This is a genomic window from Terriglobus roseus (assembly GCF_900102185.1).
In the GTDB taxonomy this organism is placed as follows: Bacteria; Acidobacteriota; Terriglobia; order Terriglobales; family Acidobacteriaceae; genus Terriglobus; species Terriglobus roseus_A.
Genome location: NZ_LT629690.1, coordinates 4,071,674 through 4,085,225, shown reverse-complemented (window position 1 = coordinate 4,085,225; position 13,552 = coordinate 4,071,674). Strand labels below are relative to the sequence as shown.

Sequence of the window (13,552 nt, the reverse complement as noted above, 5' to 3'; positions counted from 1 at the left end):
GGGGCCATGGCGTATGAGCTTACCCCGAGCCGTAATCGCAAAATCCTCATAGCGCTGTGGCTGTTTCTCTACGCGTCGTTCACGCTGATTGTGCCGCCACTGCTGGATGGCGCAGATTCTGTGAATGCAGAAGTCGCGCGTGAGATGATGCAGCGCGTCGACCTCGTCACGCCGTACGCCAACGGCATCCGTTATCTGGAGAAAGCGCCGCTTCTTTACTGGTCCATGGCGGCCAGTATGAAGCTGTTCGGCGTGGGAATCATTGCAGCGCGCCTGCCGCTGGCACTGTTCGCGCTGGCGATGTTTCTGGTGGCTGAGAGCTTCGCGCGCCGTGCTTTTCGCAGTGCACGCGCAGGTCTCTATGCGTCGATGTTGTTGCTGTTGAGCTTCGGGATATTCATCTTCACGCGCATCCTGATACCCGACGTCATCGTGTGTCTCTGGCTCACGGCTTCGCTGTATTGCTTCTGGATCACAGAGCAGCAGGGCGAGCATCCGTGGCGTTTACCTGCCATTGGATTTGGTGCGGCTTGCGCGTTGAACATCCTCACCAAGGGATTGATCGGAGTTGTCCTTCCCATCGGCACAATCGTGCTGTATCTGCTGCTCACGCGTGGCTTTGCGGGAACTCTGCGCCGCATGTGGAAGCTGCACCCCATCTCGGCGTTGGTGGCATTCCTGCTTATCGGTGCGCCGTGGCATGTTGCCGTTGATCACGCGAACCCAACGGAAGGGCATCCCGCAGGTTTAACGCATGCGGGGCACATCTTTCCGCTGTTCTGGAAGGGCTGGCAAGTGGGCCAGCCGACGTATGGCAACGTGCATGGGTGGACCTGGTTCTACTTCATGAACGAGCACCTGTTGCGTTACCTGAATCTTCGCATGCCACGAGATTATGACACTGTGCCGCTGCTGTTGTTCTGGGCGCTGCTGCTGGTGTGGATGATGCCGTGGAGCGCGTTTTTGTTCAAGGCAGTTGGCGCTGCACCGTGGCGTGCGTTTCGTTCGCGCAGCGTTGCCGCGTCATTAAACAACGATCAGAAAACGCTGCTGCTACTGACCATTGCTGCGTTATCGCCGCTGGTGCTCTTCTCCTTCTCCACGCGGCAGGAGTATTACGTTTTGCCCTCGCTGCCGTTCTTTGCGATCTTGATTGGCGGCTGGATAGATCGTGAAGCGACCGAGGTTGAGGACGGAGTGATTCCGTCACCGTTAGGGCAGAGTGGTCAACGCATCGCCGCTGTCCTGGTGGCGCTCGGAACTCTTGCTTCGCTGGTCTGCGTCTTCTTTCTGTTTCATGCGAAAGAGCCTCCGCCAACATTCGATCTCGCAACCATGCTGCGACAGAATCGCGGTGGTCACGCGTCGTTGTTAGGGCATGTTCTTGATCTGAATACAACCGCTTTGGGGGCTTTTCGCGATCCGTTGACGCTGGCTGCAATTGCTTTGTTTATGGGCACGTTGGTCGCTTGGTGGTTGCGAAAAAACTATCGCCCGCATCATGCCAACATCGTTTTGGGCATTGCTACTGCGATGTTTCTTGTTGCAGCGCATAAGGGGTTGCAAACCTTCGCTCCGGTACTCAGCAGTGAACGATTGGCTCTGACGATCAAGGAAGATTTGCGGCCTGATGATCTGATTGTGTTCAACGGTAAGTATGAGTCAGCATCGTCACTTGCTTTCTATCTGCATCGCGACAACATTCATATCTGGAATGGACGCTCGTCGAGCCTTTGGTATGGCTCGTTCTTCACGGATGCGCCAGATATTTTTGAGACGGACGCATCCATGCGCCTGCGCTGGACGGGCGTGCAGCGCATCTTTGTGTGGACAGAGACGGGCAAGCTGCCCGTGTTGCCGGGCAGAACTTACATCGTTGCAGAAGGTGGCGGAAAGCAGATCATCAGCAACCGCGACACGATCTACTAACGCGACCGCGCGCGTTCAATCGCCCGCACAACAGCTTTAGATTTGTTCACGGTCTCTTCGTACTCAGTCTGCGGAACAGAGTCGGCCACGACGCCGCCACCGGACTGAATGTAGCCGTCCTTGCCGTGCATGAAGAGCGTGCGGATGGCGATGCAGCTATCCAGGTTGCCGCTGAAATCAGCATAGAAGATGCTGCCGCCATAAACGCCGCGGCGCGTGGGTTCCAGCTCTTCAATGATCTCCATGGCGCGGATCTTCGGTGCGCCGCTGAGAGTGCCTGCCGGGAAGCAGGATCTGAACGCATCAATCGGAGCAAGATCAGGCCGCAGCTTGCCCTCAAGCGCGCTCACCAGGTGCATCACGTGCGAGTAGCGCTCAATGAACATCAACTTCTTCACTTCAACGGAGCCAAACTGGCTGACGCGGCCCAGGTCATTGCGGCCCAGGTCGACCAGCATGACGTGTTCGGCGGTTTCCTTCGTGTCCTGCAACAAGTCTGCTTCCAGTTGCTTATCACTGGCTTCGTCAGCGCCGCGCGGGCGCGTTCCGGCAATAGGGTGATACTCAATCTGTCCGCCGTGAACGCGTACGAGCAGTTCCGGCGATGAACCCACAATGTGCGCAGGCGTCTCTGTCTTTGAGCCTGGCTTCTTCATCGGGAAGCGCAGGAAATACATGTACGGCGACGGATTCACGATGCGCAGCGAACGATAAATCTCAAATGGATCGACGCCGGGCTGGCAATCGAAGCGCTGCGACAGAACACACTGGAAGATGTCGCCAGCGGTGACGTAATCCTTCACCTTTGCAACTGCCTTCATGTAATCGCGTTTGGCGGTGCGAGGCGTCAGCTGCAGCGGACCCAGCGGCTTGTGCTTCTTCATTGCAGGCAGTGGTCCCGCAAGCTGTTTCTCAAGGCGATCCAGACGGCGAACAGCCTTTGCATACGCTCTCTCCGCATCCGGTTCGCGTTTCAGATCGGCCGTAATGATGAGGAAGATTTCCTTCTTCACATGATCGAACGCAAGCACTTCGTCGAAGAACATCAGGCATGCGTCGGGCACGCCGAGCTCGTCCTTTGCGGACTCTGGAAGACGTTCAATCTGGCGCACCACGTCGTATGCAAAGAAACCAACGGCACCAGCAGTGAAGGGTGGCAGGCCCGGCAGCTTCGCGGGTTTGTGTTCGCTCAACGCAGACTTCAGCTCGTGGAAGATGTCGCCTTCATACTGCCGTGTCTTCTTGCCATCGATCGCCGTGATGGAGCGGCCACGCGATTCCAGCTTGCGATACGGACGGATGCCAATGAACGTGTAACGGCCAATGCGTTCGCCGCCTTCGACCGACTCCAGCAGAAATGCTTCCGGCTCTTCCGCGGCAATGCGCAGGAAGGCGCTTACCGGCGTCTCCAGATCGGCGGTGACCGTGCGGTAGACAGGGATGAGCGTGTGCTTCTTCTTCACGAGCGCGAGGAAGCTCTTCAGATCGGGCGTGGCGGAAATGGTGCGTGGCATGGCGGCTGAACTAATGGTACTGGACTGTCCGCATCGCCGTTTAGGGATTCGTGAAGAAGCCGTTGCGTGCCTGCACTCGTAGCGACTTGTCCTTCGTCTTCAGTTCCAGCTTGTGGAACTGCTTTGGCGTGGTGTCGGAGGGTAAGCTATAGCCAATTTCGTACTGCGTGCGCAGTTCCTGGCCAATGTCTTCAAAGATGTGTTTGAGCGTCCTGCCGGCGCTGACCTGATACACATGCCCACCGGTGGCGGAAGACCACGCCTGCAGATTCTCCATCCCGGGATCGCCACCGGAACGCCCAGGGGAGTTGGCGAAGGCGGGCTGCGGAAGACCGCTCCATGCGCTGTAAGACACAGCGTAGATAGGCACGTTGTCGCGCTGCGCTTCCGCAATGGCGTCGGCGCGTTTCGTGGCGCTGCCGTTGTCACCGCCGTCGCTGATCAGGATGATCGCTTTGCGTCCACGAACGTTTGCAAGCACGTTTTTGCTGAGGGCGTAGATGGCATCGTTCAAGCGAGTGGCGTTAGCGGCCCGCTGCTCGTAGTGCAGCCCATACAGCGCCAGGTGCAGTTTGCCCGGATCGTTGGTCAGATCGCTGTGCGCGAGGACGTTGGCGTTCACCTCAATCAGCGCGGCGCGGTCCTGTGGCCGACCGAGCACGGTTTCAAAGAAGACATCGCAGGCGCGTTGTTCATCGTCAATGAAGGTGCGCTGGCTACCGCTGGTGTCAATCATCACGATGAAGGTCAGCGGCAGTTCATTGCCCTGAGAGAAGTACTGGATCGTCTGCTCTTTGCCATCCTGTTTCAGGGTGAAGTCGTCTTTGGTAAGGCCGGTGTGTGGCTCACCAGTCTTGTCTGTCACTACGGCGGAGACTTCCACCAAACGCGACGTCACATGCAGCGTTTCCACCTGCACATCCTGTGCGTACATGGCAACTCCAAACACCATGGAGGACACCAACAACACGGAGATGCGTGGAAGGGAAGGCATTCGACGTCTACCTAAAGATGACTCCGCACCGGCCTACAGCGAAATCGATACGCACAAGCATACCGCTACTTCGCCAGGTACCCATCATCGTCAATGAACACGGCTTTGGGATGAGCACTCTGCTCTTCAAAAACAACGGTGTAGCTCTCTGGTGGTCCGCTGGAAGGTTTGAGAATCAACTCGTAGCCATTGATCTGATACGTGCCCTGCGTAGGCGCTTTGTTACCGCCAAATGTACCTGCGGCACCTGAGTTGGTGAAGCTGGCAGCGGAAAACCCCTGCTTCTGATAACGGCCATCCGGAGCGAAAGTAATCGATTTTTCAGATGAGACCGAGTTTGAGCTAAAGGCAGTAGAACCCACGCTTGCGAAGAAGCTGGTGTAGCGGCCACTCAGCCGAACGTCTCCCGACACGGGTTTGACGTAATAGTACTCAGAGTCTTCGTTTTTCAGCGACTTGCCTGCAACGTACGGGCCAGAACTCACACTCATCAGGCCAAAATCTGATGGCCAGCGAAACGTTACCGTGCTGCCTTGCAGGTCATAGCTGCCGCAGTTTTGCATCGCTTTGGGATCGCTGCAGACACGGGCAAAGTCCATGTCCGTGATATGACCGCCCTTTGGCAGGTCGCGATATGCACGCCCTCCCGGCAACAGCACCACATACTTACGCTCGGCGCGTGTATCCATGCCGCCAAACGCATTGGGCATGTTGGTAATGGTGGAGTACCAGTAGACGCCTGTGGCATTGCCGTTGCCGTGGTTCGTCAATGGGTCCCAAGGTTGACCGCTGCTCTGCGAACGGAAGCTCAGAGACGAGACCACGGCACCAAGCTCTTTCTCTGCGTCGGACTTACCGGAGTAGCCGTCGGAACTGATGAGCAAAATCACGAACATCTGATTGCCGGGCAGTTGCACGCCAACCGCGCGCAGCGCTACCGATTTGCTGCGACCGCCAGTCATCAACTGGCTGCCATCGCGTACCTGAAAGGCGGCAAGACCCGTGCGGGTCTTTGCTTCGTAAATGTATTTCAGCTGCGGCGTCTTGCCCGGAAACATGCCACGCACACTCATTGCAAAGGAAGACTTGGGATCGCCCTGCATTGGCTTCTGTTCCAGCACGAATGCAGTGAACGAGCCTCGGTCCTTCGCAGGGCGTTGATAGAGTGCGCCCGTTGCGGTTGTTTTACCAGCGCGCCACGTAGCGGGGACGACGAAGCTGGCGTCGCCCACCTGTGCTCTGCCACCTGCCGCAGCGGCAACCACTGGTGCTTGTTGTGGTGGAGTTGTGGCGGGTGGTGCAGTCGGTTGTGTCGCGGCCTGTTGTGCGACGGTGGGCGCACTGGGCGATGGCGACGGGGTTTGCGCCGTGATGGTTGGTGGCTGCGACTGCGTTCCATTGCTTGGAGCTTCACCTTCACCGGAGGCGAGTTGTGCCAGCTCCTGCGCATGTTGCCGCGACGGGTCAAAGGCACTCAAAGTTTTGTTCATATCCAGGCACAGGGCGATTGCCTTGGAGCCCTGCCTGCGAAGCGCCTGCACTGCCGTTGCGGAGGCCTCGTCGTACGCGCCCGGCGTCGCCTTGGGCAGAATGGCGTCCCAGTGGTTGCGCTGCTTCCATGCTGCCAGCGCAGCGTTGTATTGCTGTGCTCCGCGAGGATTTTTCTGGGAGCAAATCGTAGTGACCGACTCTGCAAAGGCACCAGATTTGATCGTCTGATCAAGAAGCGGATTCTGTGCAGTGGCGACAATCGGCGTCGCGAGAAACAGGATCAGGGCAAGGCGACGAATCATCCTCCGTTTGAGCCATGAGGTGCCCGAAGATGTTGCCACAGTTGTTGAAAGGTTCTTGAATTTCGGTATCGAAAGAGGGTCTTATGAGCGAACCAGTTCCTGTTTCTACTGCAGGACGGATGTTGCAGCACGCGAAACCTGCACGTTGACGGCGTAAAAGGTGGCTCCGCCGCCAATGTCGGTGACGCGTTCGCTGGTGAGCACGTTGACTCCGTTGCCGTCGCGCGACAGCTTGTTCCAGCCCAACGATGTAGCGACCGTGCCTTTCACCACACGACCAGTGAAAGCAACCTCCAAGCGAATCGAGCCGCGTTCATTCGCTACTTCGACTTCATCACCTTCATGCAGACCACGGGCAGAAGCATCGTCTGGATGCATCTCTACAATGTTTAAGCCAATGCGCGCATCTTCCATGCCGCGATGTTTCGCCATGTTCGCAAAGGTGGAGTTCATCCAGTTGTCTGCCTTGCGTGCCAGCATGCGGAGCGGTTGCGTGCTGTCTTTGCGCTCAGGGGCGGCAACGTACGCCGGCAGCGGGTCCAGTCCTTGTTCCAACAGTGATTCCGAATAGAATTCGCCTTTTCCGCTAGGCGTTCTGAACCACGATGCGTCGGTGAAAGGCATGAACTCGCCGCATTCATTGCGCGGCAATGTCAACTGCATCATGTTTCCGTGCGCTTGAAGTGCTTCCATGGTGATGCCTTGGTGCCATGGATGCTGCGTGTCCAGCGCCTGTCGGATCAGATCGTGTTCTGTATCGCGGAAGCATGGCTCATCGAATCCCATGCGTTGCGCAAGCTGGCCGAACAGCCATGCATTGCTGCGTGCTTCGCCCTGTGGCTGCATGGCGCGCAAAGAAAGCTGTGCCACGTAATGGCCGTAGGCTCCTTGCACGTCATCTTGTTCCAGGAACGAGGGCGATGGCAGAACAATGTCCGCATAGTCCGTCGTGTCTGTCAGGAAGCAATCGTGTACGACGGTGAAGAGATCATCACGACGCATGCCACGCAACACCGCATTCTGATTGGGCGCAACGGCTCCGGGATTGGAGTTGTAGACGAACAACGCATGAATGTGCGGCGTGGTTAGTTCGGTCAGAGCATGGCCAAGCTGGCTCATGTTTACCATGCGTGCTTCACGATGAAGCGGACTCGCGTGCATCAGCTCCGGCATCTGCAGCTTTGCAGAGTTGAAGCCGAACGCATTTGATGACGACAACATCAGGCCGCCGCCATGGTGTTTCCATGCGCCGGTGAGCAACGGCAGCATGCCCACGGCGCGCGCGGCTGTGCCACCGTTATCGGTGCGCTGAATGCCGTAGTTCATGCGGATGACCGCAGGCTTTGTAGTGGCATAGCGGCGTGCCAGCGTGACGATGGTTTCTACGTCAATGCCGCAAATCTTCGCTATATTCTCCGGAGCGTATTCCGCAGTCATCACACGTTCACGCAATGCTTCAAAGCCATGCGTACATGCGGCAATGTAGTCGCGATCCTCCAATCCATCGCGAAGGATCACATGCATCATGCTCATGGCCAGTGCGGTGTCTGTACCGGGTGTCAGAGCAATGTGTTCATCTGCAAGCTTTGCTGTCTTCGTCTGATACGGATCAATCACCACAAGACGAGCACCATTGCGGCGTGCCTCCTCTACGAAGGGCCAAAGGTGGATGCTGTTGCCGTGCAGATTCGCACCCCATGCAAGGATCAGCTTCGCGTGAACAAAGCTCTGCGGCTCCGGCCCAATTCGTACGCCATAAACCGTATTCAGCGCGGCTGACCCCGCACTGGCGCAGATGGTGCGATCAAGCTGCGACGCTCCCAGGCGATGAAAGAAACGGCGATCCATGGAGCCGTAGCCAAGCTGGCCGATGGTTCCTGCGTAGCTGTAGGGCAGAACTGATTCCGGCCCGTGCTCATCGCTGATGAATTGCAGGCGCTGCGCGATGGTGTCCAGCGCTTCATCCCACGAAATGCGCTCGAATGCAGCGAACTCTTCGCCGTGCTTCAGCGGGCCTTTCGGCACATTCGCCTTACGCTTCATGGGGTGCAGCAGGCGGTCCGGTGCGTAAACCCGGTCGAGGTATCGCGCGACCTTGCCGCAGAGGAATCCTCGCGTGACAGGATGCTCTGGATCGCCGGTGATGCGGACGACTCGCTCCGTTGCGTTGTCGACGGTGGCGATGATGCCGCAACTATCCGGGCAGTCCAGCGAGCAGGTCACATGGACTGTGCGTGTTGCCGACGCGAGTTCGTTCCCGCTGCCCATAAGATGATTGTAGAAGTTCCATGTGGCAAAGAGAACGGTCAATCTGCAGCGGAGGCTTTCCGGGAATGCGTCGCATCATCCGCAGTGTGGTTTTTGCAATCGCAGTGGTGACTACGCCGCTGTGTGCCTCCGCGCAGCGTACCGAAGGCGAGCAGATGAAGGTGCTGCCGCAGGCCGAGCTGGATGTGGTGAAAGTGTTGCTCTCGCAGGAACGCGCATGGAACGCGGGTGATCTCAACGGCTTCCTGAGTTTGTATAAGAAATCGCCAGACCTGATTGTGATCAGCAATGGTGTGGCACACGGTTTTGAAGATGTAGAGGCCACATACAAGAAAAATTATCCCGACCGGGCCACCATGGGCGTGCTGACCTTCAGCGATCTGGAGCCACACATTCTGGATGCTCGTTTTGCCATGGCCACGGGCAGGTATTCGCTGGAACGCGCCAAGAACAAAGGTGGCAATGCGTCCGGCACGTTCTCCCTGGTGCTTGAGAAAACAGCAGAGGGATGGAAGATTGTTCTGGACCACACCACCTGATTTCCGAATCGGTTGTGTGTTTCAAACTGCACAAGGGGTGCATCCTAAAGATATGCGCGTTCACGAAGTGAAGACCTCCACCCTGAAGCTTGTGTACGAAGAGGGTGGCCCAAAGAATGGCAGGCCGCTGATGCTGGTGCATGGCTGGCCGGATTCGCCGCGAACTTTTGACAAGCTATTGCCAGCATTGCATGGCGCGGGGTATCGCACTGTCGTCCCGTATCTGCGCGGTTATGGCGCCACGGAGTTTCGCTCGCCGTTGCTTGGCCGCAAGCCTCGTCGCACGGGGCAGGCTGTTGCTCTTGCGCAGGATGTTCTTGATCTGGCGGATGCGTTGAAGTGGAAGACGTTCGATTTTGTTGGTCACGATTGGGGTGCGCGCGTTGGCTACACGCTGGCGGCACTGCATCCCAAGCGGCTGAACCGCATGGTGACATTGTCTGTGGCGTTTCAACCTGGTTCGCTGAAAGCTCCGAAGTTGTCGCAATCAGAGGCGTACTGGTACCAGTGGTTTCTGTGCACCAAGCCTGGCGAAGCGGCGTTCCGCGTGGATCCGCTGGCATTCTGCAAACGCCAGTGGCATACGTGGGGACCGGAGGGTTGGTTCTCAGAACAGGAACTGGCCGCCGCCGCGCAATGCTGGACGAACAAGGATTTTGTCGACGTGGTGTTGCACTACTACCGTGTGCGCTGGGGTCATGCAGAAGCTGATCCGCAATATGCCGTGCAGCAGGCGCGTTACGATGCAACGGTGACGTTGGATGTGCCTACGCTGCTGGTTCACGGAATGGAAGATTACTGCGTGTTGCCCGAGACCACCGACGGTGCAGGCAGGCACTTCACCAACGGCTATCGCCGGTTGCTGTTGGAGGGTGTGGGGCATTTCCCGCAACGTGAACAACCGGGCCCTGTAACGGACGCAATTCTGCAACACCTGCTGGAGCCAAACGCGTGAGTGAACAGGAACAGGGTTTGATCGTGCGGCATTACCAGGTGGAGGGCCGCGTCCAGGGCGTGGGTTTTCGCTGGTTTGTGCAGCGCGAGGCCGCGGAAATCGGCCTGCGAGGATGGGTGCGCAACTCTCCTCATGGCCACGTGGAGGCGGTTGCCGCGGGCTCACCGGAGCAAATTGCGGAATTGGAAACCGCTCTGCAACGCGGCAGCAGGGGATCTCGAGTGGATCGAATCCGCATCCACAACCTTGAGGATGCGGAAGCGGATTCGCTCACGGAATTTCGTATTGAAGGCGCCGTGTAACGTAGGCGCCTTTCACGGGAAGCGACGTGCCTATGCGGCGCGCCACTTATCCGGGCCAGCTCCCACATTACGTACACGCTCCACGTTCGGGTGGTCGGCGGGATTCAGGCGTTTTGCCTCTGCAATGGCCTCTTCTTGCGTTGCGTGCAGGCTGCTGGCGTGGTGGGAACCCTGCGCACGCACCGCGAACTTGCCGCCCTCGTTCTTTTCGACGAAATAGTGCTTGTTTGTGGACATTACGCATCTCCTTGCTGCTGTGAGATGCCTCCGGCTCCGCAGCCGTTGAATCGGGTGGCGGCAACCGGCAGGACGGTGCTTTGCGTGGTGCAGATCAGGCAACGTTTCCACGCGCCATCTGGCTACAATGGAGGCATGTCCCACCTCATCAACTGCGAACCTCTGAAGGACCTCATCCGCACGGTCCCTGACTTTCCCAAGCCCGGCATCCTCTTTTACGACATCACCACGCTGCTAAAAGACAAAGCTGGCTTTGCGCAGATGATTGACGCCTTTGCGGCGTATTACATCGACAAGCAGATTGACCTGGTTCTGGGCATTGAGGCCCGTGGCTTTATCTTTGGGCCGGCGATGGCGTATCGCCTGAACGCAGGTTTTGTGCCCGTGCGTAAGCCGAAGAAGCTGCCCGCTCCCACCGCTCGCGTGACCTATGACCTCGAGTACGGTTCGGACTCGCTGGAGATCCATCTGGATGCCATCCAGCCCGGCCAGCGTGTGGTCATTGTGGATGACCTGCTGGCAACCGGCGGCACCATGCAGGCTACGGTGCAGCTTGTGAAGCAGCTTGGTGGAGAGATTGCCGGTGTGGCATTTGCCGTGGAACTGGACTTCCTGAAGGGTCGCCAGAAGTTCCCGGATGTCGATGTGTACTCGCTCCTGCATTACAACGAGTAACCCGAACTCTGCGCGTTTAAGTCAGAAAATCCCGGATCATTCTCAATCGCTGAGAATGATCCGGGATTTTTCGTTGCGTTGAGATTTAACCAAACAGAATGCAGCTTGGTGATTTCACAGCCGCACCGGAGACGGTCGGCTGCAGGAATCCTGTTGCTTCGTCGATGGGGAACACCAACACTTCATCTGTGAACTGGTTGGCGCTCAGGAACCAGCGGCCTGTGGGATCAATAGCAATGTGGCGCGACTCCTTGCCGGGGTTGGCGAGGCGCTGTACCTCCAGCAGTCCGCCAGTTTCCGGGTGAATGGCGTACACCACAAAGTCTTCATGCACGCGGTTGGAGGCGTAGAGGAAGCGCAGATCCTTGCCGAAGATGACTTCGCTGGCGCGCACGTCCACCTTGGAAACACCTGGCGGTAGGGTGCGTACCGTGGACAGTGTCGTCAACGTACCGGCGGCGGCATCCCAGGCAAGCTGGTCAATCGTGCAGCCCATCTCGTTGATGTTGTAAACCCACACGCCGTTGGGGTGAATCGCAACGTGACGCGGCCCCTCGCACGGCGTAGCCAGCCATGCTCCGTATTCGCTCAGTTTTCCGCTGGGACGATCCACTTTCAGGATGCGGATGCGGTCACAGCCAAGGTCGTTGATGAAGACGTAATTGCCGCAGGGCGAGAACGTCGCATCGTGCGCGTAGCTGTGGTCCTGACGCTTCGGATCGGGGCCGTGTTCTTCGGCGTCAAAGGTCGCCAGCGTCTCCGGTGTCAGCAGTCCACCAAGAGAGAACTGGAAGGATGCTGCCGATCCGCTGAGGTAGTTCGCTGCGACAACGATGCCGTCACGCTCGTCAAAAGCCACGGCATTTTGGCCGCCAGTCGCGGCACGGCTCTGTTGGGTGAGCTTTCCATCAGCGTCCACAGCAAAGGCGATGATTTCGCCGGGTACACCGTCACCCGATGGCTGCGATGTGGTCAACAGGCTGCCGTTTCCAGCAAACCGCAGCCAGCTTGGCTTGGGCGCATCGGACACCAGTTCCGGCTCGGTCAGCAGACCTCGCTCCGAATCGAAGGAGGCTTTATAGATGCCGCGGCCACCGCTACTGGTGCCAATGAAAACACGTTCCTGACTCATTGCTTCTCCTGCTTCTTATGATGCTTTGTTTTCAGGCAAACAGCAGGCAGCTTGGCCCGGCAATCTGCACCTGCGAGGTGCGCTCGCCCAGTTTTCCTGTCGCGGTGTCGATGGGGAAGACCGAAATGTCGCCAGAGAACTGGTTGGCGCTCAGAAACCACTTACCGCTGGCGTCAATCGCCATATGGCGCGACTCGTGGCCTGGGTTCATGCGCTCCTGGATCAGTTTCAAGTTGCCGGTGGCGGCATCAATCGCGAAAACGGCGAAGCTTTCGTGGATACGGTTCGATGCGTATAGAAAGCGGAAGTCTTTGGAGAAACACATCTCGCACGAACGCGATTGATCCTTGCCGGGTGCGCCGTTGGGAATCGTGCTCCATGTGCCCTTGGTGGTCAGCACGCCGTGGGTTGGATTCCACAGAAGCTGGTCTACGCTCGAACCCATTTCGTTGATGTTGTAAACCCATTCGCCGTTGGGATGGAACACAAGATGGCGTGGGCCTGCGCCTGCGGTTCCTGCCCAGTGATCTGGCTTATGCGGCTCTAGTTTTGCGGTTGCGTGATCGAGGCGGAAGACGTGAATGCGATCGCAGCCCAGATCGTTGACGAAAACAAAATCGCCATCCGGCGACGTGAGTCCGGAATGAGCGTGCGCGCTCGTCTGGCGATCCTTGTCAGGGCCATGTTCGCTGGCGGGGAACTGAATGAAGCTGGCCTCGCTCATCTTGCCGCTCGGCTCCACAAGAAATGACGAGACGTTGCCCGGGCCGTAGTTCGAAATGAAAGCCGCACGCGCATCCTTCGACACGCCAATGTGGCATCCGCCGCCATCCTGCGAGAACGCGCGGCCGAGTTCCGAGATGGAATGACCGCTGCCAATGCGGTAGCTCACGGCCACCGAGACGCGCTTGCCTGCGGCGTTCGATGCGGTAGCCTGCGCGAAGAGCATTCCTTTCGCTGTAGCGAGGAATCCGGGGCTATCGATCTTCGCAATCAACTCGGGCTGGGTGAGTTTGCCATCGACAAACTGTGCGGCGAAGATGCCGGGGCCAATGCCGGAGCCGTCACGCGCGGTGTTGGCGGTGCCAATGAACAACCGCTGCCCCTTTGCCTGCGCTGCCGCGCCACGCACCATCATTGAGGCTCCTACTGCCGCCGATCCCGCCAGAAACTCACGCCGTGTCTGCACCCGCTTCACTCCTTTTTCAGCGAAG

12 protein-coding genes are annotated in these 13,552 nt (G+C 58.0%); 5 read left to right on the top strand and 7 right to left on the bottom strand.

Annotated elements, in window-relative coordinates:
* Positions 1-6: 6 nt before the first annotated feature.
* Entirely contained in the window at positions 7-1,929 is a 1,923-nt protein-coding gene (locus tag BLT38_RS17090) for an ArnT family glycosyltransferase (protein ID WP_083346269.1), read from the top strand.
* On the opposite strand, the gene trpE is transcribed toward BLT38_RS17090, so the two are convergent.
* From trpE to BLT38_RS17070, 4 genes are all read right to left on the bottom strand, one after another.
* Positions 1,926-3,443, bottom strand: a complete 1,518-nt coding sequence (trpE, locus tag BLT38_RS17085; RefSeq protein ID WP_083346268.1) for an anthranilate synthase component I — start codon at positions 3,441-3,443, stop codon at positions 1,926-1,928. The genes BLT38_RS17090 and trpE overlap by 4 nt on opposite strands.
* A 40-nt stretch (positions 3,444-3,483) precedes the next feature.
* Complete coding sequence (locus tag BLT38_RS17080) at positions 3,484-4,437, bottom strand: VWA domain-containing protein (protein WP_083346267.1); 954 nt, start codon at positions 4,435-4,437, stop codon at positions 3,484-3,486.
* A gap of 65 nt (positions 4,438-4,502) precedes the next feature.
* Complete coding sequence (locus BLT38_RS17075) at positions 4,503-6,230, bottom strand: hypothetical protein (protein ID WP_083346266.1); 1,728 nt, start codon at positions 6,228-6,230, stop codon at positions 4,503-4,505.
* A 105-nt stretch (positions 6,231-6,335) separates the two neighbouring features.
* A complete protein-coding gene (locus tag BLT38_RS17070; protein ID WP_331711385.1) occupies positions 6,336-8,540 on the bottom strand; it encodes a molybdopterin-dependent oxidoreductase in 2,205 nt (734 codons plus the stop codon).
* A 23-nt stretch (positions 8,541-8,563) separates the two neighbouring features.
* Here BLT38_RS17070 and BLT38_RS17065 point away from each other — a divergent pair, with 23 nt between their 5' ends.
* From BLT38_RS17065 to BLT38_RS17055, 3 genes are read left to right on the top strand one after another with little or no spacing between them, the layout of a single operon-like run.
* Complete coding sequence (locus BLT38_RS17065; protein WP_083346265.1) at positions 8,564-9,037, top strand: YybH family protein; 474 nt, start codon at positions 8,564-8,566, stop codon at positions 9,035-9,037.
* Positions 9,038-9,089: 52 nt separating this feature from the next.
* Positions 9,090-9,992 carry an alpha/beta fold hydrolase gene (locus tag BLT38_RS17060; protein ID WP_083346264.1) on the top strand — a complete coding sequence of 301 codons (903 nt, stop codon included), beginning with the start codon at positions 9,090-9,092 and terminating at the stop codon, positions 9,990-9,992.
* Positions 9,989-10,294 carry an acylphosphatase gene (locus tag BLT38_RS17055; protein WP_419865719.1) on the top strand — a complete coding sequence of 102 codons (306 nt, stop codon included), beginning with the start codon at positions 9,989-9,991 and terminating at the stop codon, positions 10,292-10,294. The genes BLT38_RS17060 and BLT38_RS17055 overlap by 4 nt, the downstream gene beginning before the upstream one ends.
* Positions 10,295-10,324: 30 nt before the next feature.
* Here the strand turns inward: BLT38_RS17055 and BLT38_RS17050 are convergent, their stop codons facing one another.
* Positions 10,325-10,531: a DUF2188 domain-containing protein gene (locus tag BLT38_RS17050; RefSeq protein WP_083346263.1), complete on the bottom strand. Its 207-nt coding sequence runs from the start codon at positions 10,529-10,531 to the stop codon at positions 10,325-10,327.
* A 135-nt stretch (positions 10,532-10,666) separates the two neighbouring features.
* Here BLT38_RS17050 and BLT38_RS17045 point away from each other — a divergent pair, with 135 nt between their 5' ends.
* Positions 10,667-11,206, top strand: a complete 540-nt coding sequence (locus BLT38_RS17045) for an adenine phosphoribosyltransferase (protein ID WP_083347154.1) — start codon at positions 10,667-10,669, stop codon at positions 11,204-11,206.
* A gap of 85 nt (positions 11,207-11,291) precedes the next feature.
* Here BLT38_RS17045 and BLT38_RS17040 read toward each other — a convergent pair whose 3' ends face one another.
* Positions 11,292-12,338, bottom strand: coding sequence for a lactonase family protein (locus BLT38_RS17040; protein WP_083346262.1), 1,047 nt, complete (start codon positions 12,336-12,338; stop codon positions 11,292-11,294).
* A 31-nt stretch (positions 12,339-12,369) separates the two neighbouring features.
* Positions 12,370-13,527 carry a lactonase family protein gene (locus BLT38_RS17035; protein WP_156785182.1) on the bottom strand — a complete coding sequence of 386 codons (1,158 nt, stop codon included), beginning with the start codon at positions 13,525-13,527 and terminating at the stop codon, positions 12,370-12,372.
* Positions 13,528-13,552: the final 25 nt, after the last annotated feature.

Excerpts from the sequence above, each read along its gene's own strand:
- BLT38_RS17090 (WP_083346269.1), top strand. The coding sequence starts at position 7 with ATGGCGTATGAGCTTACCCCGAGCCGTAATCGCAAAATCCTCATAGCG.
- trpE (WP_083346268.1), bottom strand. The coding sequence starts at position 3,443 with ATGCCACGCACCATTTCCGCCACGCCCGATCTGAAGAGCTTCCTCGCG.
- BLT38_RS17080 (WP_083346267.1), bottom strand. The coding sequence starts at position 4,437 with ATGCCTTCCCTTCCACGCATCTCCGTGTTGTTGGTGTCCTCCATGGTG.
- BLT38_RS17075 (WP_083346266.1), bottom strand. The coding sequence starts at position 6,230 with ATGATTCGTCGCCTTGCCCTGATCCTGTTTCTCGCGACGCCGATTGTC.
- BLT38_RS17065 (WP_083346265.1), top strand. The coding sequence starts at position 8,564 with ATGCGTCGCATCATCCGCAGTGTGGTTTTTGCAATCGCAGTGGTGACT.
- BLT38_RS17060 (WP_083346264.1), top strand. The coding sequence starts at position 9,090 with ATGCGCGTTCACGAAGTGAAGACCTCCACCCTGAAGCTTGTGTACGAA.
- BLT38_RS17050 (WP_083346263.1), bottom strand. The coding sequence starts at position 10,531 with ATGTCCACAAACAAGCACTATTTCGTCGAAAAGAACGAGGGCGGCAAG.
- BLT38_RS17045 (WP_083347154.1), top strand. The coding sequence starts at position 10,667 with ATGTCCCACCTCATCAACTGCGAACCTCTGAAGGACCTCATCCGCACG.
- BLT38_RS17040 (WP_083346262.1), bottom strand. The coding sequence starts at position 12,338 with ATGAGTCAGGAACGTGTTTTCATTGGCACCAGTAGCGGTGGCCGCGGC.